Below are 24,652 nucleotides of genomic sequence, written 5' to 3'. Positions count from 1 at the left end.
TCATCCACCTTTTCGCGCTCCCCGAGCCTCGCCGCCCAGCGCGTAGGCCGCTCCGTCACCTTTCGTGCCTACATTCGCAGCGCCGGCGCCTACGCCCCGCCTACGCCGGCGCCCACATTGCCAGCGCCCCTACCCACGCCAAACCCAACGCCCACGGGGTTTCCGCCGATTTTCACCTCTGCGGCTCTCATCTCCCCTTTTTTGTAGGTCCGCCTCCCGCGGTATAATGGCCCCGCTTCGATAGCCGCCGCCGTTTCTGCTGCACCGCGGGATCAAACCCGGCCGGAAGGTGTTCCCCCCGGCGCTCCGGCCATGTATCTGACCCCCATCCGAACGGGCCTTCGGAATCGCGACGCTTATTGAGGACGGCTTGATGACGAACCGCTGGGTCTACAGCTTCGGAGGCGGCGGCGCCGAGGGCGACGCTTCGATGAAGAATCTGCTGGGCGGCAAGGGGGCCAACCTGGCCGAGATGTCGTCGCTGGGCCTGCCCGTGCCCCCCGGCTTCACCATCACCACCGAAGCCTGCAACAGCTACTACGCCGAGGGCCGCATGTACCCGGCCGATCTCGCCGCCCAGGTGGCCGACGGCATCGGCCACATCGAAAAGATCACGCAAAAGACCTTCGGCGACGCCGCCAACCCCCTGCTGGTTTCGGTGCGCTCGGGCGCCCGGGCCTCGATGCCGGGGATGATGGACACCGTCCTCAACCTCGGCCTCAACGACGCCACGGTCGAGGGCCTGGCCAAACTGTCGGGCGACCGCCGCTTCGCCTTCGACAGCTATCGCCGCTTCATCCAGATGTACTCGAACGTCGTCCTCGGCCTCGACCATCACGCGTTCGAGGAAATCCTCGATGATCACAAGGACCGCCTCGGCGTCGACGTCGACACCGCCCTGACCGCCAGGGACTGGGAAACAATCGTCACCGAGTACAAGCGCGCCGTGGACCGCGAGCTCGGCAAGGCCTTCCCGCAGGACCCGCAGGAACAGCTGTGGGGCGCGGTCGGCGCTGTCTTCCAGAGCTGGATGAACGACCGGGCCAAGTTCTACCGCCGCATGCACGACATCCCCGAAAGCTGGGGCACGGCGGTCAACATCCAGTCGATGGTGTTCGGCAACCTCGGCGACACCAGCGCCACCGGCGTCGCCTTCACCCGCAACCCCTCGACCGGCGATCCGGCCCTCTACGGCGAGTTCCTGATCAATGCGCAGGGCGAGGACGTCGTCGCCGGCATCCGCACCCCGCAGTCTCTGACCAGGGCGGCCCGCGAAGAGATGGGCGACCGCAATCCGTCCATGGAAGAGGCCCTTCCGGAGGTCTTCGGCCAGTTCCGCGATGTCGCCGCCCGGCTCGAGAAGCACTACCGCGACATGCAGGACGTCGAGTTCACGGTCGAACAGGGCCGGCTCTGGATGCTGCAGACCCGCAACGGCAAGCGCACCGCCAAGGCCGCGCTGAAGGTCGCCGTCGACATGGCCGACGAAGGCCTGATCAGCAAGGAAGAGGCCGTCTCCCGCATCGACCCGGCCGCCCTCGACCAGCTGCTGCATCCGACCATCTCCCCAGACGCCACCCGCAGCGTCATCGCCAAGGGCCTGCCCGCCAGCCCGGGCGCCGCCGTCGGCGCCATCGTCTTCTCCAGCGAAGATGCGGAACGTCGCGGCGCCGCCGGCGAGGCCATCATCCTGGTCCGCCACGAAACCAGCCCGGAAGACATCAAGGGCATGCATGCGGCCCGCGGCATCATCACCGCCCGTGGCGGCATGACCAGCCACGCGGCCGTGGTCGCCCGCGGCTGGGGCATCCCCTGCGTCTCCGGCGCGGGCGACATCGCCATCGATCTGAAAAACCGCAACTTCTCGGTCCGCGGCAAGGTCTTCAATGAAGGCGAGACGGTCACCATCGACGGCTCGACCGGCGAGGTCCTGGCCGGCTCGGTGAAGATGATCGAGCCGGAGCTGACCGGCGATTTCGCCAGCCTCATGGTCTGGGCTGACCAGGTCCGCCGCCTCAAGGTCCGCGCCAACGCCGAGACTCCCCTGGATGCGAAGACCGCCCGCCAGTTCGGCGCCGAGGGCATCGGCCTGTGCCGCACCGAGCACATGTTCTTCGACGAGCACCGCATCGCCGCCGTCCGTGAGATGATCCTGGCCGACGACGAGAGCGGCCGCCGCGCCGCCCTGGCCAAGATCGCCCCCTTCCAGAAGGCCGACTTCGTCGAGCTCTTCACCATCATGGAAGGCCTGCCGGTCACCATCCGCCTGCTCGACCCGCCGCTGCACGAGTTCCTGCCCCATTCGGAGGAGGACCTCGCGGCCGTCGCCGAATCCACCGGCCTCGACCCGGCCAAGCTGATGCGCCGGGCCCGTGAGCTGCACGAGAGCAACCCGATGCTCGGCCACCGCGGCTGCCGCCTCGGGATCAGCTTCCCGGAAATCTACGAGATGCAGGTCCGCGCCATCATCGAGGCCGCCTGCGAGATCGCCAAGTCCGGCAAGCCCGCCCCCGTGCCCGAAATCATGCACCCGCTGGTCGGCAAGGGCACGGAGATGAAGTTCCTCAAGGACCTCACCGACAAGACCGCCCGCGCCGTCATCGCCGAACAGGGCGTCGAACTGCAGTATCTGGTCGGCACCATGATCGAACTGCCCCGCGCCGCCATCCGGGCCGGGGACCTGGCCGAGAACGCCGAGTTCTTCAGCTTCGGCACCAACGACCTGACCCAGACGACGTTCGGCATCAGCCGTGACGACGCCGGCAAGTTCCTCAACGACTACATCGAGAAGGGCATCTTCGAAAAAGACCCCTTCGTATCTTTGGACCAGGAAGGCGTCGGCGACCTGATCCGCATCGCCGCCGAACGGGGCAGGGCGGTGCGCCCGGACGTCAAGCTCGGCATCTGCGGCGAACACGGCGGCGACCCCGCCTCCATCGCCTTCTGCGAACAGGTTGGCCTCGACTACGTCAGTTGCTCCCCCTTCCGAGTCCCGATCGCCCGCCTCGCGGCGGCCCAGGCGGCGCTGGCCAAGCGCTAGCGGCAAAGCCGACCAACCCAGCTCTCCCCCCACTTCGCGGGGGGAGAGCTTGTGTGACTGCCTCCACCGACACCCTGTCTGCGAATTCACCTGACAGTTTCGCCAACCCGTGGCCTCATCGCCGCATCGGGGAGACTTTCATGGCCACGTTCGATCCAGCCGCCGAGACGGCGCGCTACCTTGCCGCCCTGCCGCCCGAGGGCCACGCCAAGGCCGTCGCCTATACGCAAGGCGGCCACTGGCTGCTCCTCTGGGGCACGCTGGTCTCCCTGGCCGTCGTCTGGATCCTGCTGAAGAGCGGCGTCCTCACCCGCCTTCGCAGCCGCGTCGAAGCCCGCAAGCGCCGCCCGTGGCTGGCCTCGCTGGTCGTTGTCCTGGTGGCCCAGGCGGCCACCGCCATCCTGACCCTGCCCTGGGCCGTCTATTCGGGCTGGTGGCGCGAGAAGGCCTACGGTCTGACCAGTCAGCCCATCGCAGGCTGGCTGACCGAATGGGTCATCTCATCGGTCATCGGCCTGATCGTCGGCTCGCTGCTGCTGATGCTGTTCTACGCCCTGCTGCGGGCTGCCCCGAAGACCTGGTGGATCTGGGGCGCCGGCCTCTCCGCCGTGACGGCCGCCCTGCTGGTCCTCGCCTCTCCCATCCTCATCGAGCCGATCTTCAACGACTACAAGCCGGCCCCGCCAGGACCGGTGCGCGACACCGTCGTCGAGATGGCCACCGCCAACGGCATCTCGCCGGACCGCATCTTCGTCTACGACGGCTCCAAGCAGTCCAACCGTTACACCGCCAATGTCTCGGGTCTCTTCGGCTCGGCCCGGGTCGCCATGAGCGACACCATGTTCAAGGCCGGCGCCGACATCGCCGAGGTGCGCGGCGTCGTCGGCCACGAGATGGGCCACTACGCCCGGCAGCACATCCTCTGGCAGCTGGGGGCGATGATCCCGTTGCTGGTGCTGGCTTTCTTCCTGGTTGATCGGCTGTTCCCGCTGGCCAGCCGGTTGCTCGGGGCCGGCGACGTGCGGAGCATCTCCGACCCGGCGGGCTATCCGGTGTTCACCGCCATCCTGGTGGTGCTGGGCCTGCTCGCCACGCCGATCATGAACACCATGATCCGTGTCGGCGAAGTCGATGCCGACAACTACAGCCTCAGGGTCGTGAACGAACCCGACGGTCTGGCCAAGGCGCTGGTGAAAACAATCGAGTACCGCGCCGCCACGCCGGGCAGGCTGGAGGAGATCATCTTCTACAGCCACCCGTCGGTCAGCTGGAGGGTGCGCAACGCCATGAACTGGAAGGCGGCGCACCCGCCGGCCGAACAGCCCTAGGTCCGGCCCCCTCTAGGTCTGGCGGAGCGGCACGATCATGTGGTTGTCGAAGTTGAAAACCGCCTGCGGCACGAACGGCACCACCACGGTGTAGCGGTAGGTCCAGCTGATCCGCGCCACCGGCGTGCCGCCGTCCAACGTCTGGTTGGTCAGGGTCAGGTTCAGGTCGTCGATGCGGGCCACCTTCAGCCGGCCTGACACCGCCGTCCGCATCTGGGCCTGGGTCGTGTGCGGATCAACCAGCAGCAGGCGGCTGCAGCGCTCGATCGCGTGGCGCACGTCACTGCCCACGTACAGCGCCCAGCCGTAGTTGAAGATGCCGAAGATCAGGGCGGCGAACACCGGCAGCACCAGGGCCAGCTCGATCGCCGCGGCCCCGGACTCCGGCCCTCGCCGCGTCCGACGCCTCATCGGGTTCGCACCAGTTCGCTGGTCGCCAGCGTCGCTTGCCCGGTCGGACCGGTCATGGTCGTGCTGGCGCTGATCCTGGTGAAGGCCTGCGGATAGGTGGTGTCCTCGCAGACCGTGGTGCAGGCGTGGCGGATCGTGGCGCAGGTGCAGTACTCCTCGACCACGATGTCGCCGGCGGCGCCGCGGTTGGGCCAGGCTTCCAACGCCACGGCGCGCACCGCGGCCGGGTTGGCCCCGCTGGTCATCAGGGCCTGGGCCCCGGCGTTGACCGCCTTGTGCATGGCGTGGCGGTTGTAGACCACCCCGCCAACCTGGCTGAGGCCCAGGACCACGGCGATCAGGGCCGGGGCGATCAGGCCGAACTCGACGGCGGCGCCGCCGGACTGATTGCGGGCGAGGCGGGTTAGGAAACGGGTCATGGCCCTACCCCACCAGGCTGATCAGGCCGCCGGCAACGATGGACCGGAGGCCCAGCGCGCTGCAGTCGACGTTGAGGGTCGTGCTGCCGGACCAGCTGATGGTCCGGGCCACCACCTGGGTGCAGCCGCTCGTCCCCGAGAAGTTGCCCAGGTAGTTGACGTCCTGCTTGGGGAAATAGAGGGCGCCGGTCATCTTCGAGTCGGCCGTGCCGTTGAAGGTGTTGCCGACATTGGTGTTCGACCGCGAGCCCATGAACAGCACGCCCTTGTAGTCTCCGCTCGTCGGGGCCGACAGGTTCAGGGTGGCGTTGCCGTTGATGTCCACGTTGGCGTCGTTGGCCAGGTAGATGGTCACGCCCGTGCCGTTGATGTTGGCGTTGGCATTGATCTTCAGCGTGCCGCCATCGATGACGTAGACGCCGGGCGCCAGGTTGACCGTGTTCTTCAGGTTCAGGCCGTCGCAGTAGCGGCCCGGATCGAGGTTCTTGCCGTTGCCGTTCTTGCAGGCGCCGCTGTTCGACGGCTCGGCCACCGAGCGGAAGGGGTCGGCGGCGGGCGGGGCGGAGGTGATCACCGACCCGCAGGACAGGTTGAAGGCACCGGTGACGCTGGCCCCGCCGACCGACACGGCACAGGGGGCGTTGACCTGCGAAGAGCCCTGGTTGTGCACCGCGTCGCTGGCCATGGAGTTGGCCATCACCACACAGCCGGTGAAGTTGGCCGTGGTGTTGCCTTCGAAGGTGATGGCCTGCGAGGCGGCCCGATCGAGGGCCAGTATGCAGGTGTCGGAGGCGACCGCATAGGCGGCCGTCGACTTGGCCTGGACCACCATCGGGGTGTTGGTGAACATCTTCGAGAACAGCCGCTGTTCGACGCGGTTGATCTGGACGGCGACGGCGTTCTCGTTGGACGTTCCGTTGACCAGCGCCGGGGTGGTCATCAGGAGTTCGTCAGCGTTGACGGTAACCCCGTTGGCCTGGGCGGCGGCCTGGGCGGCAGCCAGCATCTGGCTCTGGGTCCCGCCCGAGCGCAGCTCGGCTGCGGCGGCATAGGCGGCCGCGTCGGCGGCCTGCTGCATTCGGGTGGTGTCATAGAACCAGTAACCGGCCTCGACACCGAAACCGGCGCCGGCTGTCACCATCGAGACAGTCAGCGCCGCCATGACGCCGACGTTGCCGCGTGCGTCTCTGCAGAACCTGCGCATTGTGGGAGCCCCCGGACTGATGCTTGAAAACAGCGCAGGATGATCGCATCAGGGTTTAGGGCGGGTTCGCCAAGGTGGTGAAAACGACGTTTGCCATGTTTTACCGCCTGGACGTGCCGGCGGGGGTCAGTCCACGCGGGGCGGGTAGTCGCGCTTGCGGCCGGCCGGGTCCTCGACCTGGCCGGCGTCCAGATAACCCGGCCCGATCGGCACCTTCCCGTGCCCGTCCGGGATATCGAGGATGTAGGTCGGCTGGCACAGCCCGCTCCAGGCGCCGCGCAGGGCCCGCATGATCGCCTGGCCTTCCGCCACGCTGGTCCGCAGATGTCCGGTGCCGGGCGCCAGGTCCATGTGGTGCAGGTAATAGGGCTTGATCCGTGTCTCAACGAAGCCTCGCATCAGGGCCCCCAGCGTCTCGGGATCGTCGTTGACGCCCTTGAGCAGCACCGTCTGGCTGACCATGGCCATGCCGCCGTCGACCAGCCGGGCGCAGGCGGCGCGGGCCGCCGGCGTCAGTTCGCGCGGGTGGTTGGCGTGCAGGGCGACCCAGGTCGTCAGCCCCGGATGGCGCAGGGCGGCGACCATCTCGTCGGTGATGGCCTCGGGATCGACCACCGGAACGCGGGTGTGGAAACGGACGATCTTCACATGCGGGATGGCGGCCAGCCGGTCCATCGTCTCGCGCAGCCGGCGCGGCGACAGCACCAGCGGATCGCCCCCTGTGACGATCACCTCCCAGATATCCGGCCGCCCGGCGATATAGGCCATGGCCTCGTCCAGTTGGGCGGCGCTCATATTGCCATGACCCTCCGGTCCAACCATCTCGCGGCGGAAGCAGAACCGGCAGTAGACGGCGCAGGTATGGGTCAGCTTCAGCAGAACCCGGTCGGGATAGCGGTGCACCAGGCCCTGGACCGGCGAATGGGCCTCGTCGCCAATCGGATCGGGCCGCTCCGTCGGATCCAGGGTCAGTTCCTCCTCACGCGGCAGGAACTGGGCGGCGATCGGGTCGGCGGCATCGGCCGGATCGATCAGCTCGGCCATGCCCGGCGTCACCGCCACGGCATAGCGCGCCGCCACCGCCTCGAGCGCCGGCAGCCGCTCGCTTGCGATCAGGCCGGCCTCGGCGAGGTCATCCAGGGTGCGGAGGGTTTTCACGGGCGCGCATATGGACCTTCAAGGGACCGGCGTCCACTGCACCTGCTCGATCCGGTTCGCCCCGGTCGCCAGCATCACCAGCCGATCAAACCCCAGGGCCGAGCCGCAGGCCTCAGGCATCACCTCCAGCGCGGCCAGCAACTCCTCGTCGATGGGATACCGTTCGCCGTAGACCCGGGCCTTCTCGTCCATCTCAGCCGCGAACCGCCGCCGCTGCTCTGCCGCGTCGGTCAGCTCCCCGAAGGCGTTGGCCAGTTCGACGCCGCAGGCATAGAGCTCGAACCGTTCCGCCACCCTGGGATCGGCCGCCTTGGGCCGCGCCAGGGCCGCCTCGCTGATCGGGTATTCGCACAGGATCGTCGCCCGCCCCACGCCCAGCTTCGGCTCGACCTTCTCGACCAGCAGCCGGCTGAACACATCGGCCCAGGTGTCGTCGTCGGCGACCCGCACCCCGGCGTCCCTGGCCTGCGCCGCCAGCCCGTCGCGGTCCGTCCCGCCGCCCGCCTCGACCGTCGCCAGCAGGTCGACCCCGGCCCACTGCTGCAGTGCTTGCGCCACCGTCACCCGCTCCGGCGTGGCGAAGGGATCAACCTCCAACCCCCGGAATTTGAACGTCCTTGTCCCCGCCGTCTCCGCCGCCAGGGCCAGCAGGCCCGCGCAGTCGTCCATCAGCTGCTCGTACGGCTCGCCGGCCCGATACCACTCCAGCATCGTGAACTCGGGGCTATGGAGCGGCCCCCGCTCGCGGTTGCGCCACACCCGGGCCAGGTCGAAGATCCGCGTCTCCCCCGCCGCCAACAACTTCTTGGCCGCGAACTCCGGCGAGGTGTGCAGGTACAGCGTCGCCCGCTCCCCGCCCGTGGTGATGGCCTCGGTCGCGAACCCGTGCAGGTGCGCCTCGTTGCCCGGCGAGACGTTCAGCGCCGCCGCCTCCACCTCGGTGAAGCCGCGCTCACCGAACCATCCGCGCACCGCGGCGGTGATCCGGTTACGGCCGATCAGGAAGGGCCGGCGGTCCGCGTGGCGGTCCTTGTCCCACCAGGGGGAGGGGAGGGTCATTGGTCGCTCCGGCCCGAGACTGGCGCAAACGCCTGGGACCCTATAGAGAGCGCCCCCAACAGGTTTCAACGGAATCGAGCGCGCCCAGGTCTTTTGAGAGGCACGCCGTTCCCGCTCACGAGGATACCATGCCCAAGGTTGCCGCCAGCTCGCTGCGCAAAGGTTCGGTCGTCGATGTCGACGGCAAGCTCTACGTCGTTCTCAGCATCGAGAACATCCACCCCGGCAAGGGCACCCCGGTCACCCAGCTGGACATGCGCCGCATCACCGACGGGGTGAAGGTCTCCGAACGCTACCGCACGACCGAACAGGTCGAGCGCGCCTTCGTCGACGAGCGTGAGCACACCTTCCTGTACCAGGACGGCGAGGGCTACCACTTCATGAACCCCGAGACCTTCGACCAGTACGTGGTCTCGCCGGAAACCGTCGGCGACAAGGGCGTCTGGCTGGCCGAGGGCATGAGCGTTTTCCTGTCGCTGCACGAGGGCAACCCGCTGGCCATCGAACTGCCGGCCCGCGCCACCTACGAGATCGTCGAGACCGAACCGGCCATGAAGGGCCAGACGGCCTCCTCCTCCTACAAGCCTGCCATCCTCAACAACGGCGCCCGGATCATGATCCCGCCGTATATCGCCACCGGCACCCGCGTCGTCGTGCTGCTGGAAGACGGCAGCTACTACGAGCGCGCCAAGGACTAATCCGCACCGTCGGCTTGACCGACAGCTGTAAAATCAACACCCTCCCTGCAAAGATGCAGGGGGGTGTCATGTTGCGTATCGGGGCGTGGCGTAAAGGTTGGCTGGGACTCGCGGGCGTGGTTCTGGCCTTCGGCATAGGTCAGGCGGCCCCCGCCGCCGACGCGCCCAAAGCCCTGAACCCCCAGCTGACTGCCGAAAACTACCGCGACGGCGAACTCGGCGACGAGAAAGACGACCTGCGCATCGGCTGGATGGACATCGCCGTCGACCTCAACGGGACGATGGCGCTCACCACCGTCACCGTCCGCTTCTCCAACCCGACAGACCGCGAGCTGGAAGGCGACTTCACCCTCGACCTGCCGGCCGAGTCCCTGATCACCGGCTACGCCCTCGACGTCGAGGGCGCCCTGCGGCCCGGCGTCCTGGTGCCCAACGCCAAGGCCGAGGAGGCTTATCGCGAAAAGGTCCGCGAGGGGGTCGATCCGGGCATCGCCCAGGTCACCCGCACCAACGCCTTCCGCACCCGGGTCTTTCCGATCCTGCCCCGCAAGGGCCGCACCGTCCGGCTGACCTTCGTCACCGCCCTCAGCCCCGAGCGGCCCTACCGTCTGCCGCTGGTCACCGGCCAGGCCGCCGGCCGGGTCGGCATCACGGTCACAGCCGACGGCCTCAAGGGCGCACCGCAGGTAGTCGGGCCGGACGGCGCCCTGCTGCCCTGGACCGACAAGGGCGTCGCCGCCGGCTGGGAGAACCGCGCCTTCAGCGGCGCCCTGACCATTTCCGAATTGACCCCCGCCAGCCCGATGACGCTGAGCCGCCACAGCGCCGGCGACACCGTCTTCGACATCCAGGACAGCCTGCCGCCGCTGCGCGGCGCTGACCGGCCCCGCACCGTGCGGGTGCTGTGGGACCGTTCCCTGTCGCGCAAGGACGACGATCTGACCCGCGAGCGCGACCTGATCGGCCGCTACCTGGCGGCGACCCAACCCCAGCGGATCGACCTGGTCACCTTCGCCAGCGACACCCCCACGCGCCAGACCTTCAACAGCGCCCAGGCGCTCGACGCCGCCCTGGCCAAGGTCACCTACCGGGGCGCGACGGCCCTGACCGGCGTGCTGGAGCAGGAGGACGCTGATGTCTGCCTGCTGTTCACCGACGGCAACGTCACCCTCGACGCCTGGCGGATCGAGCGCCAGCGCTGCAAACTCGTCACCATCGCCACCGCTCCGGACGCCAACGCCGCCCGCCTGGCCGGACTCGCGCGCCGCTCCGGCGGCAGCCACATCGATCTGTCCGCGACCGACCCGGCCCAGGCGTTGCAGCGTCTGCTGGCCCTGAAGCGCCGCATCGTCGAGATCACCGCCGCCGACGGCCGTCCGCTGGATGCCGTGGTGCTGCAAGAAACCGCCGACCGCTTCCGCATCGTCGGCCGCGCAGACCTGACGGGCGACGTGTTGGTCCGCACCGTCAACGGCGGCGAGGTGCGGCGCTACAGCCCCTCGCGCGGACCCGCCCGGGCCCACGACGCAGCCGGCGTCTTCTGGGGCGTGCGCCAGATCGCCGACGCCGAGGTCTCCGACCGCCCCGACAGCGATCGCCTGGTCGCCCTGGCCCGCCGCTGGTCTGTGGCCACACCCATCGCTTCCTTCCTGGTGCTGGAAGAGATGGAGGACTACGCCCGCTGGGAGATCGAGCCGCCGGCCATGGTCGGCAAGGGCGAGATGGGGCGGTACCGCGACCTGATCGCGGAGGCCCACAAGCAGGAGAACACCTACAAGGCCAACCACCTGGACGACCTCGTCACCGCCTGGACCGAGCAGAAGGAATGGTGGAACACCCGCTTCCCGCCGGTGCGCCGCATCCGGCCGCCGAAGGGAGAGCGGGTTGGCGCGCCGCCGCCTCCGCCCCCGCCCGTGGCCGCCGCTCCGGCCACGGCCGAGTTTGGCGATGACGACGCCGGTGGAGACGTCAGGGAACTCATCATCACCGGCCAGAGGCGTGCGCAAGACATCCAGGATGTTCCGATCGCCGTCAGCGCCTTCGGCAGCGAAAGCCTGGCGCGGTCCATCGAGGTCGAGATGGCGGAGTGGAATCCCGACCGTCCGTACCTCAAGGCCCTGGACGCCGCGCCGCCAGAGCGCTTTGCCTCCGTCCTGGCAGCCATGGAGGCCGAGCACGCCAAGAGCCCTGCCTTCTATCTGGACGTCGCCGAATGGCTGTTCCGCAAGAAGCGCGGGCCCGAGGCTGTGCAGATGGCCCTCAGCGCGCTGGATATGCCGCAGGCCAACGACGCCACCCTGATGGTCGTCGCCGACCGGATGATGCGCTACGGCGAGCACGACCGGGCCATCTGGCTGTTCGACCGCCTGGCCTATCTGACGCCGGACAAGCCCCAGCCGCTGCGCAGCCTGGCCCTGGCCCTGATCACGCGCGCCGAGTTGCCGGCGACCTCGCCGGCCGTGCGGGCCGCCGACTATCGGCGGGCGGCCGATCTGCTCAATACCGTCATCGTCACCCCTTGGGACGGGGCCTACGACGGCATCGAGATGGTCTCGCTGATGGAGATCAACCGCATCCTGCCGCGCCTGCCGACCGGAACGTCACCGCTGGATCCGCGTCTCGTCGCCCTGCTCGATGTCGATCTGCGGGTGGTGCTGGAGTGGAACACCGACGTCAGCGACATGGATCTCTGGGTGCTGGAGCCCTCGGGCGACACGGCCATCTACAGCAACCCCAAGACCCGCATCGGCGGCCGGCTGTCGAACGACATGACCGACGGCTATGGCCCCGAGGAGTATCTGCTGCGCAACGCCCCGCGCGGCGAGTACGAGATCCGCGCCAACGTCTTCGCGCCCGACGCCCTCGATCCGAACGGGGCGACGACGGTCCGGGCCCGGCTCTATCGCAATTGGGGCCGGCCCAACCAGAGCTCCGAGGTGCTGGAGATCGACCTGACGCCGGACACCGACGACAACCGGATGATCGGCAGGTTCAGGGTCGGGCGGCCAGAGTAGGCCGCCCGATGCCGAAGCCTAGCGCGGCTGCATGCGGATGGCGCCGTCCAGGCGGATGTCCTCGCCGTTCAGGTAGTTGTTGGTGACCATCATATGGGCCAGCTCGGCGTACTCCTCCGGGCGGCCCAGGCGCTTGGGGAAGGGCACCGAGGCCGACAGCGCGGCCTTCACGTGCTCGGGCGCGCGGCCCAGCAGGGGGGTGTCGAAAATCCCCGGCAGGATGGTGTTGCAGCGGATGCCTTCGCTCGACAGGTCGCGGGCCACGGTAAGGGTGATGCCGACGATGCCGGCCTTCGAGGCGGTATAGGCGACCTGGCCGATCTGGCCGTCCTCGGCCGCGACCGAGGCGGTGTTGACGATGGCGCCTCGGTCGCCGTCTTCCAGCGGCTCCAGGGTCAGCATGCCGGCGGCGCTGCGGGTGATGCAGCGGAAGGTGGCGACCAGGTTGATCTGCAGGATGCGCTCGAAGTTCTCGAGCGGGTATTCCTTGATCTCGCGGGTTTCCTTGTCACGGCTGACAGTCTTGGCCCCGCCGCCGACGCCGGCGCAGTTGACCAGGATGCGCTCCTGCCCATGGGCGGCGCGGGCCTTGTCGAAGGCGGCCGTCACCTGTGCGTCGTCAGCGACGTTGACCTGGCAGAAGACCCCGCCGATCTCCTGGGCCAGCGCTTCACCTGCCTCGGCGTTGAGATCAAAGATGGCGACCCGGACGCCGTCGGCGGCCAGGCGTCGGGCGGTGGCCGCGCCGAGACCGGAGGCCCCGCCGGTGACCACGGCGGCGATGGAGGAATCGAGTTTCATGGCGCGTCTCCTGACTTGTTGAGACGCTGTAAGCACAGCCGCGAAGGCCCGTCGACAGTGACCCGACGGCAAGCCCCCCGAGAGCGTGGCCGCGCCGGCGCCGTGGTGCGTTCCCCCGAACGCGCCGTTGCCCGGCGCCGCGGCAATGCGCGGCCACACCCGTCACGGCTGGTTCGCCGTCGCCGTGATGAACCAATGCTACCCACTGGTACGGTAAAGCCTATCCCCATTTGCGGTATGTCGTTGACCTGATCGTCGGACCAATCGGCTCCCTGATGCGTTGGTTCGCCGATGGCCGCACAACGCGATCTCCTCGAAACCCTTCAGGACCAGCTGGACCGCGCAGTCAAAGCCGGCGACACCGAGCGCGCCGACGCCCTGGCGCAGCGCCTCGAAGACCTGCGGAACGGAGCGACCTCCTACCTGCGTCCACAGCAGCCTGGCGCCATGGGCCTGGGAACCAGTGACGAGGTTCCGCGACGGCCGGTCGGTTGGAAGCCGCCCAAGCGTCCTGATCCGATGACGACCGGCGCCTCGCGTCGTCGCCGGTGAATCCAATCGGCCCTCCAGGCGTTCAGAACCCAGGAGACCGCCTGATGACCGACACCCGCCCCTTCATGGTCCACACCGCCAACGACAGCCGCGACGCCGGCCACACCGTGCGCGCCCAGTCGGTCGAGGACGCCGCCTTCGCCTTTGTCGATCACTGGCATCCGCCGGTCGATGCGTCGGGGGACGTCGTCCTGATGATCACCGACTGCGAAAACGGCCGCCGCGAATGCCTGCGGCTGGACCTGTCGGACGGAACGGCGGCGCCCTGCGACTAGGGGCCAGTCGGGCCACCCTTTTGAAGAATTGCGCGCCCGCCGCGCATCGTCCAACCTCTCCCCGTTTGGGGGAGCGTCATGTCCGGTCAGCGTTTGATTGTCGTCGAGGATGAAGCGCCCCTGCGCGACCTCTATGCGCGGGCCCTGGAACAGGCCGGCTATCAGGTGCGGACCGCCGGCGGCGCCCAGGCCTGTCGCCACCTGCTGCGGGAAGGCCCCGCCGACTGCCTGCTGCTCGATATCGGCCTGCCGGACCTGGACGGCCTGTCGCTGGCCGCCGAGTTCACCGACACCCCGGATCTGGGCCTGATCATCGTCTCGCGCCGCGACGCGCCCGAGGACCGCATCGCCGCCCTGGAGCTGGGCTGCGACGACTACATCACCAAGCCGGTGCATCTGGGCGAGCTCTGCGCCCGGGTAATGGCCGTCCTGCGCCGCCGCAGCCCGCGCCGCCGGCTGGCGCTGGGTCCCTTCCGCATGGACCTGGAGGCCCACGCCCTGTCCGCCGACGGCGTTGACATCCCCCTGACCCGAGGCGAGTTCGCCATCCTCGCCCTGCTGGTCGCGGCGGGCGGCAAGGTGGTGGCGCGCGAGGCCCTGTTCGAACGCATCAGCCGCAAACCCGACGAAGGCGACCTGCGCACCGTCGACATCCTGGTCAGCCGCATCCGCCGCAAGACCGCCGAGGCCGTCGGCGGCGACCGCCTGATCGTCACCGCCCCGGGCTTCGGCTACCGCACGGGCCTCGAAGCGGTCGAATGCTAGAGGCTCCAAATCTCGGACGGGAACCCGAACGCCATCGCCTGATGGCCGCCCTGGCCGACCCCGCCGTCCGCCTGATCGTCCTGCGCGGCGAGGCCGGGGCCGGCAAGACCGCCCTGGCCCGCGAGGCCATGCAGGCCGCCGCCGAACAGGAGGCCCTCGTTGCACTGGGCAAGCACGCCGAAGGCGACAGCGGCGTCCGCCCCGCCGGCCAGGCCCTGGCCCGCCTGCTCGACCAGGCGCTGGAACAGCTGCACGACCCCGAGGCCGGCCTCGCCTCCCTGCGCCAGGCGCTGGGCTCCGCCGCCCCCGTCCTCGCCGCCCTCGACCCCGCCTTCGGCCACGATGACGCCCCCTCCGGCGCCCCGCTCACAGCCGAAGCCGCCGCCCAGCGCCTGGCCTTCGCCGCCATCCGCTTCCTGCGCTGGGTCTCGGGTCTGGGCCTGCCCATCCTCCTCGTCCTCGACGACTGGGGCCGGGCGAGGGGACAGGCCGCCGTCCTCTACGAACGCCTCGCACGCGAGTCCGAACTGCCCGGGGTCACGCTCATCGCCACCGAGCGCAGCGGCGAAGAGAGCCCCATAGCGGGCGACGTCACGCTCGATCTTGCCCCTCTCAGCCGCGAGGCCCTCCACGCCATCGCCGCCGCGCGCCTGGACGGCGACGCCGTCGCCGCCTCCGCCGTCCTCGCGCTCTGGCCCGGCCCCATCACGCCTCTGACCCTGATCCAGGGCCTCGCCGCCCTGACCGACGCCGGTGCGCTGACCCGGGACGCGACAGGCTGGCGCTTCGACCGCGCCGCCGGGGCCGCCGCCCTCGGCGAGGACGCCGCTCAGCTCCTGCTCGGCCGCATCGTCGGCACGGCGCCCGACCTGCGCTGCATCCTCGACGCCATCGCCGTCTACGGCGACGCCGCCCCGCGCACAGCCCTGGAAGCGGTCTGCGACTTGGGCGCACGCGGCCCCGCCGCCCTGATCGCCCTCAGCGACGAGGGCCTGATCGAACTGGTTGGATCCCAGGCCCGCCTGCGCCACGACACCATCCGCGCCGCCATTCTGGCCAGCCTGAAGCCGGCCGACCGCCGCCGCTTCGCCGCCGCCTGGGCCGAGCAGCTGCGCCGCGTCCGTGGCGCCGACCTCCAGACCATGCTGCGCCTGCGCCTCGAAGCCGGGATCGCCAACATCAGCCCCGACTGGGCGCCGCTGTTCACTGCAGGCGCCGCCGCGGCCCGCGCCACCGGGGCAGGCGCCCAGGCGCGCGCCCTCGCCGACGCCGCCCTGACCCTCGAAGACGCCAGCCATAAGAAAAGTTACGCCGCCGCCCGCGAAGCCGGCCTCGCCGCCGTCCAGGAAGGCGACCTCGCCGCCGGTCAGGAGCTGGCCGCCCTGATGGAGGTCCGCGCCGCCGACGACGACCAGCATCTCGAAGCCGCCGAGACCGCCGTCTTCGCCGCCCGCCTCTCTGGCGACCACGCCAAGGCCTTCCAGATCGGCCGCGCCGCCGTCCGCCGCTTTGGCCTGTTCGCGCCCGACAAGGGCTCGCTGCCCGGCCTCATCGCCGCCCTCATCGGCATGCGCCTGACGCCCGACACTCCTCCAAAGCAACGGCCACAACAGGGCGCCGCCGCCCACCGCCTGCTCAGCACCTTGGGCTCCATCGCCTTCGAACGCGACCCGGCCATCGCCGTGGTCATGGCCGCCCGCAGCGCCACCCACCCGGCCCTGCGCGGCGGCCCCTTCGCCGCCGCCCTGCGCTGCATGCTCGCCTGCCTGACCGGCGACTGGAAAAGCGCCTCCCAGCTCGGCGAAACCACCTTCGCCCGCCTGGACAACGAAGACCCCCTGCGGGCGGCCGCCATGCAGCTGGCCCTGCAGTTCGGCCTCGGCCTGACCATCGACGCCCCCCGCCACATGGCCGAGGCCGAACGCCTCCAGGCCCTCGCCCTGGCCGAAGGCGACCTTGGCGTCGCCGCCTACGCCAACCGCGACCGGGCCCTGGCCTCGATGCGCATGCCCATCACCCTGGCCGCACACCGCAAAGTGCTGGCCGAGTGCAAGGCCAACGCCGGCCGCTTCCAGGACCAGGCCACCGAACCCCTGATCGACGCCCTCAGTCAGATGGCCGCCAACCTCGCCGAGGGCGGTCCCGAGCCCTGGCGCCTGGCCGGCGACATCTTCGACAGCCCCAACTTCGAACAGACCTGCGGCCCCGACCTCGAACGGGTGGCCATGGCCGCCATGACCTTCGAGGCCCTGCTGGCCAACGCCTGGGGCGCCTGGGAAACCACCCTGGCGGTCTGGACCCGCATGGGGACCCGCTTCGACAGCCTCAAACACCACCCGGTCACCGTCATCTGGGCGTTCCACACTGCCCTGGCCCGCGCCCGGCTCGGCATGCCGATCCGCAAGTGGGAGACCTTCGTCGTCGACCGCGCCGCCAGATTCAATCCGCTCAGCTACGCCCACCGCAGCCTGGCCCTCAAGGCCGAAGCCCAGCTCCAGAAGGGCCGCCCCGCCGCCGCCATGGCTGCGTATGAGGCCGCCGTGGTCGCCGCCGCCCAGTCCGGCTTTCCCCTCGAACAGGGCGTCGTCGCAGTCGCCGCCCGCGCCGCTGCCCTGCAGGCCGGCCGCCCCGACCTCGAGGCGCGCTTCGCCGCCGCCGAGCAGACCGCCTGGCGCACGCTCGGCGCCCACGCCCGCCTCGGCGAGGCTCAACCGACCGAACCCTCCGTAGCCTTGGCGAAGGAGGGCGGCCCCGTCACCGATGACCGCGCAAGCCGCGCCAAGACCCGCCTCCTCGCCGGCGCCGCCCACGAGTTGCGCACCCCGATGCAGGGCATCCAGGGCCTGCTCGACCTCGCCGCCGACGACCCCGCCACCCTGGACGTCGAGCGCCTGCGCGAGGCCTTCGGCTCCCTCAGCGCCGTCGTCGACGACCTCACCGAGCTCGGCGCCGTCGAGGCCGAGCGAGTCGCCATCGTCGACGCCGTCTTCCAGCCTCTGCGCCTGGCCCAGACCGAGCTGCAGCTGGCCGGCGCGGACGCCGTCCGCCGCGGCCGCAGCTTGCGGATGGAGACCGACGGCGATGTCGCCGCCGACGTCCTCGGCGACGCCGGTCGCATCAGCCAGATCGTCCGCAACCTCCTGACAAACGCCCTGCGCTACGGCGAGGGCGAGACCCTGCTGCGGGTCCGGACCACTGGCGACAGCCTGGTCTTCGAGGTCCTCGATCACGGCCCCGGCCTGACCGCCGCCGACCTCACCCGCCTGTTCCAGCCCTTCGTCCGCGGTGACGCCTCCGGCAAGGCCGAGGGCACCGGCCTTGGCCTCTCCCTCTCGCGCCGCCTGGCCCGACGCATGGGCGGTGACCTGACCGGCGACAATCGCCCTGAAGGCGGCGCGGTCTTCACCCTCAGCCTGCCCCTGCGCCGGCCTGACGCTTCGACCGCCATCGCCGCCGCCGCGCCATCCCGCCCGCTCCGAATCCTGCTGGCCGAAGACACCGAACTGAGCCGCGAGACCCTCAGCCGCCTCCTGCAACGCCAGGGCCACACCGTCACCGCTGTCGACGACGGCCAGGCCGCCCTGGCCGCCGCCCGCGCGTCCGCCTTCGATCTCCTGATCATGGACGTCCGCATGCCCGGCCTCGACGGCCCCCAGGCCCTAGGCCAGCTTCGGGCCGAGGGCATCGCCACCCCCGCCCTGATCCTCAGCGCATCGGTGGACGAGCCTCTGGCGCGGCGCCTTGCTGGCCTCGACCCTGTCCGCCTGGCCCGCAAGCCCCTGACCGCCGCCCAGCTGGCCGGCCTGGCCGCCGACTTCGCGGGCGACGGCATCGACGCGGTGCTCGGCGACGACGCGCCGGCCGCCCGCGCCCAGGCCGTCGCCGTCCTGCGCCGGCGCGCCGCCGAGGTTCTCACCTGGCCCGACACAGGCCTCGCCGCCGCCCGTGAAGCCGCCCATGCCGCCGCGGGCGTCGCCGCCCAGTTCGGCCTGGTCCGGGAGGAAGAAGCCTTCGCGGCCGCCGAGCAGGCGGCGGCGAGCGGCGACGAGGCGGCGATGACGGCGGCCTGCCAGTCTCTGGGGACGCTCGCCTAGAGCTCGGCCAGCACTCGTTCGAGCTGCGCGCGGAGGTCCGGCGAGGGCGCTCCTGCCTTGAGCGCCGCCTGGAGATCGTCAAGCAGGGATGCGGTTTCAGCCAGACCAAACTGCCCGGCCAATCCAGCCAGACGGTGGGCCTCATCGGCCAGCGCCGGCTCAGGCGCGGCGGCGACCTTTGCCAGCAGCTCCCCGGCCCGCGCCTTGACCTCGACACGGGCGGCGGCGGTCAGCCGCGACAGCTCGGCCTCATAGGTGTCTTCATGAGCCGCCGGCTGGGCGGCCTGGCCCAGGCTCTGGGCGATGGCGGCGCGCAGCTCGGGCGCGGCGACCGGCTTGAACAGCACCTTGGCGGCCCCGGCGGCCAGCGCCGCCTCGACCCGGTCCGGGGCCGTCGATCCCGTCAGCACGATGACCGGGGGCGCCTCGCCCTGGCCGCAGTGACGATGGAGCGCCGCGATCACCTCCAGCCCGTCCCCGTCAGGCAGGCCGAGGTCGAGCAGGATGAGGTCCAATGGCTCCTGGCAGAAGGCGATAGCCTGGGCCAGGGTCGCCGCCTCGACCGTGGTGTGGCCGTCGCGGCGCAGGAAGGCGGCGAAGCTGCGCCGGATCAGGGCGACATCATCGACGATCATCACCTTGAGCGGCGCAATCAGCGGACTGACCGGCTCGGCCGGCGCCTGCGTGCTCACGGCCGCCGGGAAGGTGAAGGTGAAACGCGCCCCGCCGTCGGCCCGATTGTCGGCCTCCAGCCGCCCGCCCAGCCGCTCGGCGATCCGCCGCGAGATGGTCAGCCCCAGGCCCAGCCCGCCCGGCTCCTCGCGGCCGCCCCGGTCGAAAGGCTCGAAGATCAGGGTCTTCTGGGCCTCGCTGAGCCCCGGACCGGTATCCTCGACGGTGGCCGTCACCGCATCGCCGGCGCTGGTCAGCCGCACCACCACCCGGCCGGCGTCGACGTATTTCACCGCGTTGCTCAACAGGTTGCGCATCACCTGGCGCACGCGCGCCCCGTCGGTGATGACGGCGGCCGGCAGGGCCGGGTCAAGACTGAGCTCCAGCGCCAGCCCGCGCGCCGCCGCCGCCGGCGCGACCAGCCCCAGTTCGGTGCGGGCCAGCATCGCCAGGTCGACCGGCGCCAGCCGCAACACGGCGTCGCCGCCGGACTGCGCGCCCAGATCGGTCAGGTCATCGACCACCTCCCGCAGGCTGCCGAAGGCGTCCCGCAATCCGGCCAGGTCGATCGCGCCCGGATCGTCGGCGGCCAGCTCCAGCAGGGTCTGGATGCTCTGCATCGGCGTGCGCAGTTCGTGGCTGACATCGGCCAGGAACCGCATCTTGGCCCGGTCCGCCTTCTGGGCCAGCGCCGCCTGGCTCTCGGCGGCGGCCAGCCGGCCGAGCACGGAGGGTGAGGCGGCCTCGTCCGCCTCGGGCAGCTTGCTCAGCGCGCCCCAGGCGCGCCAGATGTCGCGGGCGATGGCCTCATAGCGGTCGGCGGCGGCCCCTTCGCCCAGCGCCCGGGCGGCGGCGGCGGCGCATTCGGCCGCCACCCCGGCGTCGAGTCGCGTACCGCAGGTCCGCAGGGTCTCGATGGCCGCGCTCCAGGCGGCCAGGCTGGCATGGGCCTGGCCCTGCTGGCGCAGGGTCTCGGCCCGCAACACCGGCAATCGCCAGCCATGGTCGGTCGGGTTGAGCCGCGCCGCCCGCTTCAGGTAGCCCAGATCGCCCCGCCGCACCGGCCGACCGGTCTTCAGCCGCGCCAGGCTCTCATAGAAGCGCCAGATCACCCCGCCCGGATGGCTGCTCCAGCCGGCCCGCCGGCCATGCATGCTGTCGGCGAACCGGGCCAGCCCGACCCAGTCGCCGGCCAAGGCCAGCAATTCGATGTGCACCACGGGGATTGCCGTGGTCCCGGACGGCGTCGCCGCCTCGGCCGGACCGGGCCCGGCCAGGCCTCCCGGCTGCATGATCCGGGTGATGGCGTCGGTCGTCAGCCGAAGGCCGGCCAGGATGGACTCATCGCCCAGCCGCTCGGCGATCTCCTCGGTGGCGGCGAACTTCTGCAGCAGCGGCGGCAGGGCCGGGGCCAGCCGCCAGTCGAGCAGCACGCTGTTGCGGATCGCATAGCCGGCGCTGACCAGGTCGCCCTCGGCCAGCGCCATGTTGTAGGCCTGGTCGCAGTAGGGCGGCATGTCGGCCAGCGGTCGGTCCCAGATCACCCCGAAGAAGGCGGCGCGGTACAGCGACAGCCCCCGGCCGAACACCACCTCCGGCGCCCTGCGCACCGCCTGGGCGCCCAGTCGGGCCGCCTGTTCGAACCGCCCCAGGGCTGCCGCCAGGAAGGTGTCGGTGGTCAGCCAGAAGGGATCGTGATCCCCCCTCCTGTGCGCCTTGGCCGAGCCGATCAGCCCGATGAACATCGCGTCCAGCGGGTTGCGCTCGAACGCCAGCGACCCCGCCGAATGGGTGGCCCGGGCCAGGGTCGAGGGGGGCGCCGCCCCCTGATCCCGCGTCGGCGAAAGCGTCAGCGCCAGTCGCCACAGCAGCGCCCGGAACATCAGGCGCGCCATGGTCGGCCGGGCCGGCAGGACGATGCCGTGATGGCGTAACGCCTCCGTCGCGATGGCCCAGGCCCCGGCGTCGTCGCCGGCCAGCCGCTGGGCCGAGACGGCCAGGTCATAGGCCTCGGCGATCTCCATCTCGCTGTCGGCGGCGGCGATCATCAGGGCGGTGCGCGCGCTCGCCGCCGCCCCGTCCCGCCGCGCCCCGGCCGCCAGCGCCGCCTCGCGCACCAGCAGGCCGTCGGCTTCGCGCCCGCCCGCTTCCTGCTGGCGCAGTGTCCAGGCCGCCTCGGCGAAGGTCACCGAGGTGCGGGTGTCGGCGACGATGCGCGCGGCGTTGGCGGCCTCCGCGAACCGGTCCCGCCACAGCCCGGGCCCGGCCTCCTCCAGCCCGCCCTGCAGTCTCAAATGCAACGCCGTCCGCCCGACGCGCCGCCAGGCCTCCGCCGGACCCGCCGCCAGCCGCTCGGCCATGGCCGCCGCCAGCCCGTCCAGCTCGGCCGCCGCCGTTGACGCCAACAGGCTGGCCCGATGCCGATCATGGGTGAAGGCAACCTCGCCCGCCTCCCGCCGTGCGATCCCGGCCCCGGCCAGCCCCTGCGCAGCCCGGGCGATAGCCGCCTCCGGCAGCCCCAACGCCAGCGCCAGATCCTCGATGGCCGCACGGTCCCCCCACAGCGCCAGCCCCTGGCCGACCGTCCGCAATTCCGGGTCCAGCTCCCGCACCCGCCGCGCCATGCTGGCCGTGAAGTCGCCCCGGTCGATGACCGCCGCCCGCGCGTCGCTGACCTGCCAGACCCCGTCGCGTAGCCGCAACGCCCCCGCCTCGGTCAAGGCCCGCGCCGCCTCCAGCAGGGCCAGCGGCAGGTTCTGGCTGTCCTCGCCCAACCAGGCGTCGACCGCCGCCCCGGCCCCGGCATCGCCCAGCGCCAGGCTCAACAACGCCCCCCGGTCCTCCAGCGACAACGGCCCCAGCACCAGCTCCGGCGCCGCCAGCCGCACGGCCCCGGCGACCGGCGCCGCATCGTCCCGCTGACTGAGCAACAGCGTGAAGAACGGATGCCGCGGCTCCCGCGCCAGGGCCGCCGCCAGCGCATGCGCCTCCGACGGCGCCCGATGCCAGTCGTCGATGAACAGCACCGTCGTGGCGCCAAAGCCGTTCAGCCAGTCGATGACCCGCAGCATGGCGTCGACCAGTCGGGCGGCGCTGGCCCGCGCGCCCACCGCCTCGCCGCCCCGCGCATAGGGGTCGGGCAGGGCGCCCAGCGCGTCGAACCCCATCCGCGTCAACAGATCGAACCCCGGCCCGACCGCCTGGCTCAGGCTCTCCAGCCCCGCCTGCGGATCGTACAGCAGGTCCAGCGCCTGTTCGACCACGCTCGACAGCGCCGACAGGATCGGCAGAAACCCGGCCCCCGCCTCGCCCTCGGCATATTTGCCCGAGCCCCGCAGCACCGCCCCGCCAAGGCCCGACATCGCGCTGACCGCCAGCGCCGTCTTCCCCGCGCCCGACGGCCCGGTGATCAGCAGCACCGGCGTTGCAGCGTCATGGATGGCGCTCTTCAGCCGCGCCAGTTCGCGATCCCGGCCGATCAGAGCCGCGGGCGGGCCCACCTTCAGAGGCTCTCCGCCGGTCGCGTCAGCCGATAGCCGAAGCCCGGCGCCGTCGCGATCACGCTGTCATCCCCGACCGCCGCCAACTTGCGGCGCAGCCGGCTGACCAGCACATCAACCGACCGCAGGTCGGCGTCCTCGGGATTGCGGCTGACCCCCTGGACCAGCAGGTCGCGGCCGACGATCTTGCCCTCGGCCTCGATCAGCCGCGCCAGCACGTCGAACTCCCCGCGCGTTAGTCCGGCGTCCATGTCTCCGGCGACCACTGTCCGCGCCTTCAGGTCGACCACCCACCCGGCCAGCCGCTTGCGCCCGTCCTGCAACAGCCCCCGGCGCCGCATGACGCTGCGGATCCGCGCCGCCAGCTCGCCGTAGTGGATCGGCTTGACCAGATAGTCGTCGGCCCCGGTGTCCAACGCCTGGATTCGCGCCTCATGGCTGGCCTCCCGGGTCGCCACGATCAGCCCCGCATCCCCCGCCGCCCGCAGCTCGCGGGCCAGGGTCAGGCCATCGACGCCGGGCAGCCCAAGGTCGAGAATGATCACATCGGCCTGGACGCTGCACAGCACCGCCCGGCAGGTCACCGCGTCGGAGGCCTCGGACACCGAAAACCCCTCCTGGCGAAGGGCCAGCGCGATCGCCCGCCGGGTCAGCACCTCGTCCTCGACCACCACGACGCGCAAACAGGCCTCCCCTCAGTCTGGGGAGACCATAGGCCTCGCGCGCGAGGCTCCGATAGCCGCCGCCTGCGAAAATCGACCGCCTGTTCACACGCGGTTGACAGCGGACTCGGCGCGCTGGCCACGATGGCCACCGGAATTGCGTAATTCCCCAAACCGGGTGGAACGGTTAATCGCGGCGCGGCTTTCAACACGGGTTCGGCGGACGATCGGCCGGCCTGTGGATCGGCCTCGCGTCCCCTCACGGGCCGGTCCACTTCTTCCGTCCCTGCTCGAAAGCCTCTCCATGAGCGATGACAAGACCCAGGTCGGCGCCGACCGCAAACGCATCAGCCTCGCCGAAGACTACGAGCGCCGCCACTGGGCGGCCCGCTTCGGCATCAGCGAGGAGCGCCTGCGCGCCATCGTCGGCGAGGTCGGTCCGATGGTCGAGGATGTGGAGCGGGTGTTGCGGGGCCAGGGCGGATCGGCCCGGTTCTGACCCTCGACATTAGTCCCAGACCGACCCCGTCTCTGCATACTCCACGTCCCCCCACCCCTCGTCGTCAGGCGGCGCGAAGAACGGGTGGTACCCCTCGATCCACCGGTCGCTGTTGGTGCGCGCGATCTCGACGCTTCGCGACCGGTTAAGCCTGCCGGTTCAGACTGCCCCCATGGCGCCAGACCCGATTCCCGAACCCAGACCGGCCCTGAAGGACCTGATGGCCGCCGTCGGCTACCTGTTGCTCTATTGGGGGCACACCGAGCGGCGGCTGGCCGGAAAGCCTTTGCCGGAAGACCTGCAACCGATCCGCCGGCTCAGGAACGATCTCTGCCACACCCTGGAGTCCGCCCACGCCTTCCCGCTGCACGCCCACGAGCCTCAGCTGACCTGCCGCCGCCCCGGCGGCGAGCGGGTCATCTACGGCTGGACAGACCTGCAGGACGCGATCCGTGTCCTCGAAACCTTCCAGGTTCGCGGCTGAGGGCGTTGCTCTACCAG

At 70.8% G+C, this 24,652-nt stretch carries 18 protein-coding genes; 10 read left to right on the top strand and 8 right to left on the bottom strand.

All coding sequences use genetic code 11. The annotated features are described in order from the left end of the window. Positions 1-373 precede the first annotated feature (373 nt). Both ppdK and AC2YG9_RS18170 read left to right on the top strand, forming a co-directional pair. Positions 374-3,040: a pyruvate, phosphate dikinase gene (ppdK, locus tag AC2YG9_RS18175; RefSeq protein ID WP_487299402.1), complete on the top strand. Its 2,667-nt coding sequence runs from the start codon at positions 374-376 to the stop codon at positions 3,038-3,040. Between the two features lie 140 nt (positions 3,041-3,180). Then, positions 3,181-4,368 (top strand): M48 family metalloprotease, encoded by a 1,188-nt coding sequence (locus AC2YG9_RS18170; protein ID WP_487299401.1) that lies wholly within the window; start codon positions 3,181-3,183, stop codon positions 4,366-4,368. Positions 4,369-4,380: 12 nt separating this feature from the next. Here AC2YG9_RS18170 and AC2YG9_RS18165 read toward each other — a convergent pair whose 3' ends face one another. From AC2YG9_RS18165 to epmA, 5 genes are all read right to left on the bottom strand, one after another. Next, complete coding sequence (locus tag AC2YG9_RS18165; RefSeq protein WP_487299400.1) at positions 4,381-4,779, bottom strand: TadE/TadG family type IV pilus assembly protein; 399 nt, start codon at positions 4,777-4,779, stop codon at positions 4,381-4,383. Then, positions 4,776-5,198, bottom strand: coding sequence for a TadE/TadG family type IV pilus assembly protein (locus AC2YG9_RS18160; RefSeq protein ID WP_487299399.1), 423 nt, complete (start codon positions 5,196-5,198; stop codon positions 4,776-4,778). The genes AC2YG9_RS18165 and AC2YG9_RS18160 overlap by 4 nt, the downstream gene beginning before the upstream one ends. Before the next feature lie 4 nt (positions 5,199-5,202). Then, on the bottom strand, positions 5,203-6,402 hold the full coding sequence (locus tag AC2YG9_RS18155; protein ID WP_487299398.1) for a pilus assembly protein TadG-related protein: 1,200 nt from the start codon (positions 6,400-6,402) through the stop codon (positions 5,203-5,205). Positions 6,403-6,528: 126 nt separating this feature from the next. After that, complete coding sequence (locus AC2YG9_RS18150) at positions 6,529-7,572, bottom strand: lysine-2,3-aminomutase-like protein (protein ID WP_487299404.1); 1,044 nt, start codon at positions 7,570-7,572, stop codon at positions 6,529-6,531. Positions 7,573-7,578: 6 nt separating this feature from the next. Beyond that, positions 7,579-8,619, bottom strand: a complete 1,041-nt coding sequence (gene epmA, locus AC2YG9_RS18145; protein WP_487299397.1) for an EF-P lysine aminoacylase EpmA — start codon at positions 8,617-8,619, stop codon at positions 7,579-7,581. 128 nt (positions 8,620-8,747) lie between these two features. Between epmA and efp the strand changes: the two genes are divergently transcribed. Both efp and AC2YG9_RS18135 read left to right on the top strand, forming a co-directional pair. Further along, on the top strand, positions 8,748-9,317 hold the full coding sequence (gene efp / locus AC2YG9_RS18140; RefSeq protein WP_487299396.1) for an elongation factor P: 570 nt from the start codon (positions 8,748-8,750) through the stop codon (positions 9,315-9,317). Between the two features lie 116 nt (positions 9,318-9,433). Beyond that, positions 9,434-12,331: a DUF2135 domain-containing protein gene (locus AC2YG9_RS18135; protein WP_487299395.1), complete on the top strand. Its 2,898-nt coding sequence runs from the start codon at positions 9,434-9,436 to the stop codon at positions 12,329-12,331. An 18-nt stretch (positions 12,332-12,349) separates the two neighbouring features. On the opposite strand, the gene AC2YG9_RS18130 is transcribed toward AC2YG9_RS18135, so the two are convergent. After that, positions 12,350-13,132 (bottom strand): SDR family NAD(P)-dependent oxidoreductase, encoded by a 783-nt coding sequence (locus tag AC2YG9_RS18130; protein ID WP_487299394.1) that lies wholly within the window; start codon positions 13,130-13,132, stop codon positions 12,350-12,352. A gap of 291 nt (positions 13,133-13,423) precedes the next feature. On the opposite strand from AC2YG9_RS18130, the gene AC2YG9_RS18125 reads away from it, so the two are divergent. The 4 genes from AC2YG9_RS18125 (at position 13,424) to AC2YG9_RS18110 (ending at position 18,818) form a co-directional block, all read left to right on the top strand. Continuing rightward, entirely contained in the window at positions 13,424-13,684 is a 261-nt protein-coding gene (locus AC2YG9_RS18125; RefSeq protein WP_487299393.1) for a UvrB/UvrC motif-containing protein, read from the top strand. A 44-nt stretch (positions 13,685-13,728) separates the two neighbouring features. Continuing rightward, positions 13,729-13,959 (top strand): DUF5961 family protein, encoded by a 231-nt coding sequence (locus AC2YG9_RS18120; protein ID WP_487299392.1) that lies wholly within the window; start codon positions 13,729-13,731, stop codon positions 13,957-13,959. A gap of 78 nt (positions 13,960-14,037) precedes the next feature. Continuing rightward, the gene (locus AC2YG9_RS18115; protein ID WP_487299391.1) at positions 14,038-14,724 is read left to right on the top strand and encodes a response regulator transcription factor; all 687 of its coding nucleotides are present in this window, start codon (positions 14,038-14,040) and stop codon (positions 14,722-14,724) included. Further along, entirely contained in the window at positions 14,718-18,818 is a 4,101-nt protein-coding gene (locus AC2YG9_RS18110; protein ID WP_487299390.1) for an ATP-binding protein, read from the top strand. The genes AC2YG9_RS18115 and AC2YG9_RS18110 overlap by 7 nt, the downstream gene beginning before the upstream one ends. Here the strand turns inward: AC2YG9_RS18110 and AC2YG9_RS18105 are convergent. Both AC2YG9_RS18105 and AC2YG9_RS18100 read right to left on the bottom strand, forming a co-directional pair. Beyond that, positions 18,815-22,990 carry an ATP-binding protein gene (locus tag AC2YG9_RS18105; protein ID WP_487299389.1) on the bottom strand — a complete coding sequence of 1,392 codons (4,176 nt, stop codon included), beginning with the start codon at positions 22,988-22,990 and terminating at the stop codon, positions 18,815-18,817. The two genes, AC2YG9_RS18110 and AC2YG9_RS18105, sit on opposite strands and share 4 nt — an antisense overlap. Positions 22,991-22,992: 2 nt before the next feature. Beyond that, the gene (locus AC2YG9_RS18100; RefSeq protein WP_487299403.1) at positions 22,993-23,664 is read right to left on the bottom strand and encodes a response regulator transcription factor; all 672 of its coding nucleotides are present in this window, start codon (positions 23,662-23,664) and stop codon (positions 22,993-22,995) included. A gap of 292 nt (positions 23,665-23,956) precedes the next feature. Here AC2YG9_RS18100 and AC2YG9_RS18095 point away from each other — a divergent pair, with 292 nt between their 5' ends. After that, on the top strand, positions 23,957-24,151 hold the full coding sequence (locus tag AC2YG9_RS18095; RefSeq protein ID WP_487299388.1) for a DUF3606 domain-containing protein: 195 nt from the start codon (positions 23,957-23,959) through the stop codon (positions 24,149-24,151). Positions 24,152-24,323: 172 nt separating this feature from the next. Then, positions 24,324-24,635: a hypothetical protein gene (locus AC2YG9_RS18090; protein ID WP_487299387.1), complete on the top strand. Its 312-nt coding sequence runs from the start codon at positions 24,324-24,326 to the stop codon at positions 24,633-24,635. Positions 24,636-24,652 lie beyond the last annotated feature (17 nt).

It is taken from the genome of Caulobacter sp. SRI_014 (assembly GCF_057586315.1).
The sequence above is the reverse complement of the archived record's forward strand: the minus strand, read 5'-3'. Positions and strand labels throughout refer to the sequence as shown.

Bases quoted from the DNA above. Each gene is read 5' to 3' on its own strand.
- ppdK (WP_487299402.1), top strand. From the start codon at position 374: ATGACGAACCGCTGGGTCTACAGCTTCGGAGGCGGCGGCGCCGAGGGC.
- AC2YG9_RS18170 (WP_487299401.1), top strand. From the start codon at position 3,181: ATGGCCACGTTCGATCCAGCCGCCGAGACGGCGCGCTACCTTGCCGCC.
- AC2YG9_RS18165 (WP_487299400.1), bottom strand. From the start codon at position 4,779: ATGAGGCGTCGGACGCGGCGAGGGCCGGAGTCCGGGGCCGCGGCGATC.
- AC2YG9_RS18160 (WP_487299399.1), bottom strand. From the start codon at position 5,198: ATGACCCGTTTCCTAACCCGCCTCGCCCGCAATCAGTCCGGCGGCGCC.
- AC2YG9_RS18155 (WP_487299398.1), bottom strand. From the start codon at position 6,402: ATGCGCAGGTTCTGCAGAGACGCACGCGGCAACGTCGGCGTCATGGCG.
- epmA (WP_487299397.1), bottom strand. From the start codon at position 8,619: ATGACCCTCCCCTCCCCCTGGTGGGACAAGGACCGCCACGCGGACCGC.
- efp (WP_487299396.1), top strand. From the start codon at position 8,748: ATGCCCAAGGTTGCCGCCAGCTCGCTGCGCAAAGGTTCGGTCGTCGAT.
- AC2YG9_RS18130 (WP_487299394.1), bottom strand. From the start codon at position 13,132: ATGAAACTCGATTCCTCCATCGCCGCCGTGGTCACCGGCGGGGCCTCC.
- AC2YG9_RS18125 (WP_487299393.1), top strand. From the start codon at position 13,424: ATGGCCGCACAACGCGATCTCCTCGAAACCCTTCAGGACCAGCTGGAC.
- AC2YG9_RS18120 (WP_487299392.1), top strand. From the start codon at position 13,729: ATGACCGACACCCGCCCCTTCATGGTCCACACCGCCAACGACAGCCGC.
- AC2YG9_RS18115 (WP_487299391.1), top strand. From the start codon at position 14,038: ATGTCCGGTCAGCGTTTGATTGTCGTCGAGGATGAAGCGCCCCTGCGC.
- AC2YG9_RS18110 (WP_487299390.1), top strand. From the start codon at position 14,718: ATGCTAGAGGCTCCAAATCTCGGACGGGAACCCGAACGCCATCGCCTG.
- AC2YG9_RS18095 (WP_487299388.1), top strand. From the start codon at position 23,957: ATGAGCGATGACAAGACCCAGGTCGGCGCCGACCGCAAACGCATCAGC.
- AC2YG9_RS18090 (WP_487299387.1), top strand. From the start codon at position 24,324: ATGGCGCCAGACCCGATTCCCGAACCCAGACCGGCCCTGAAGGACCTG.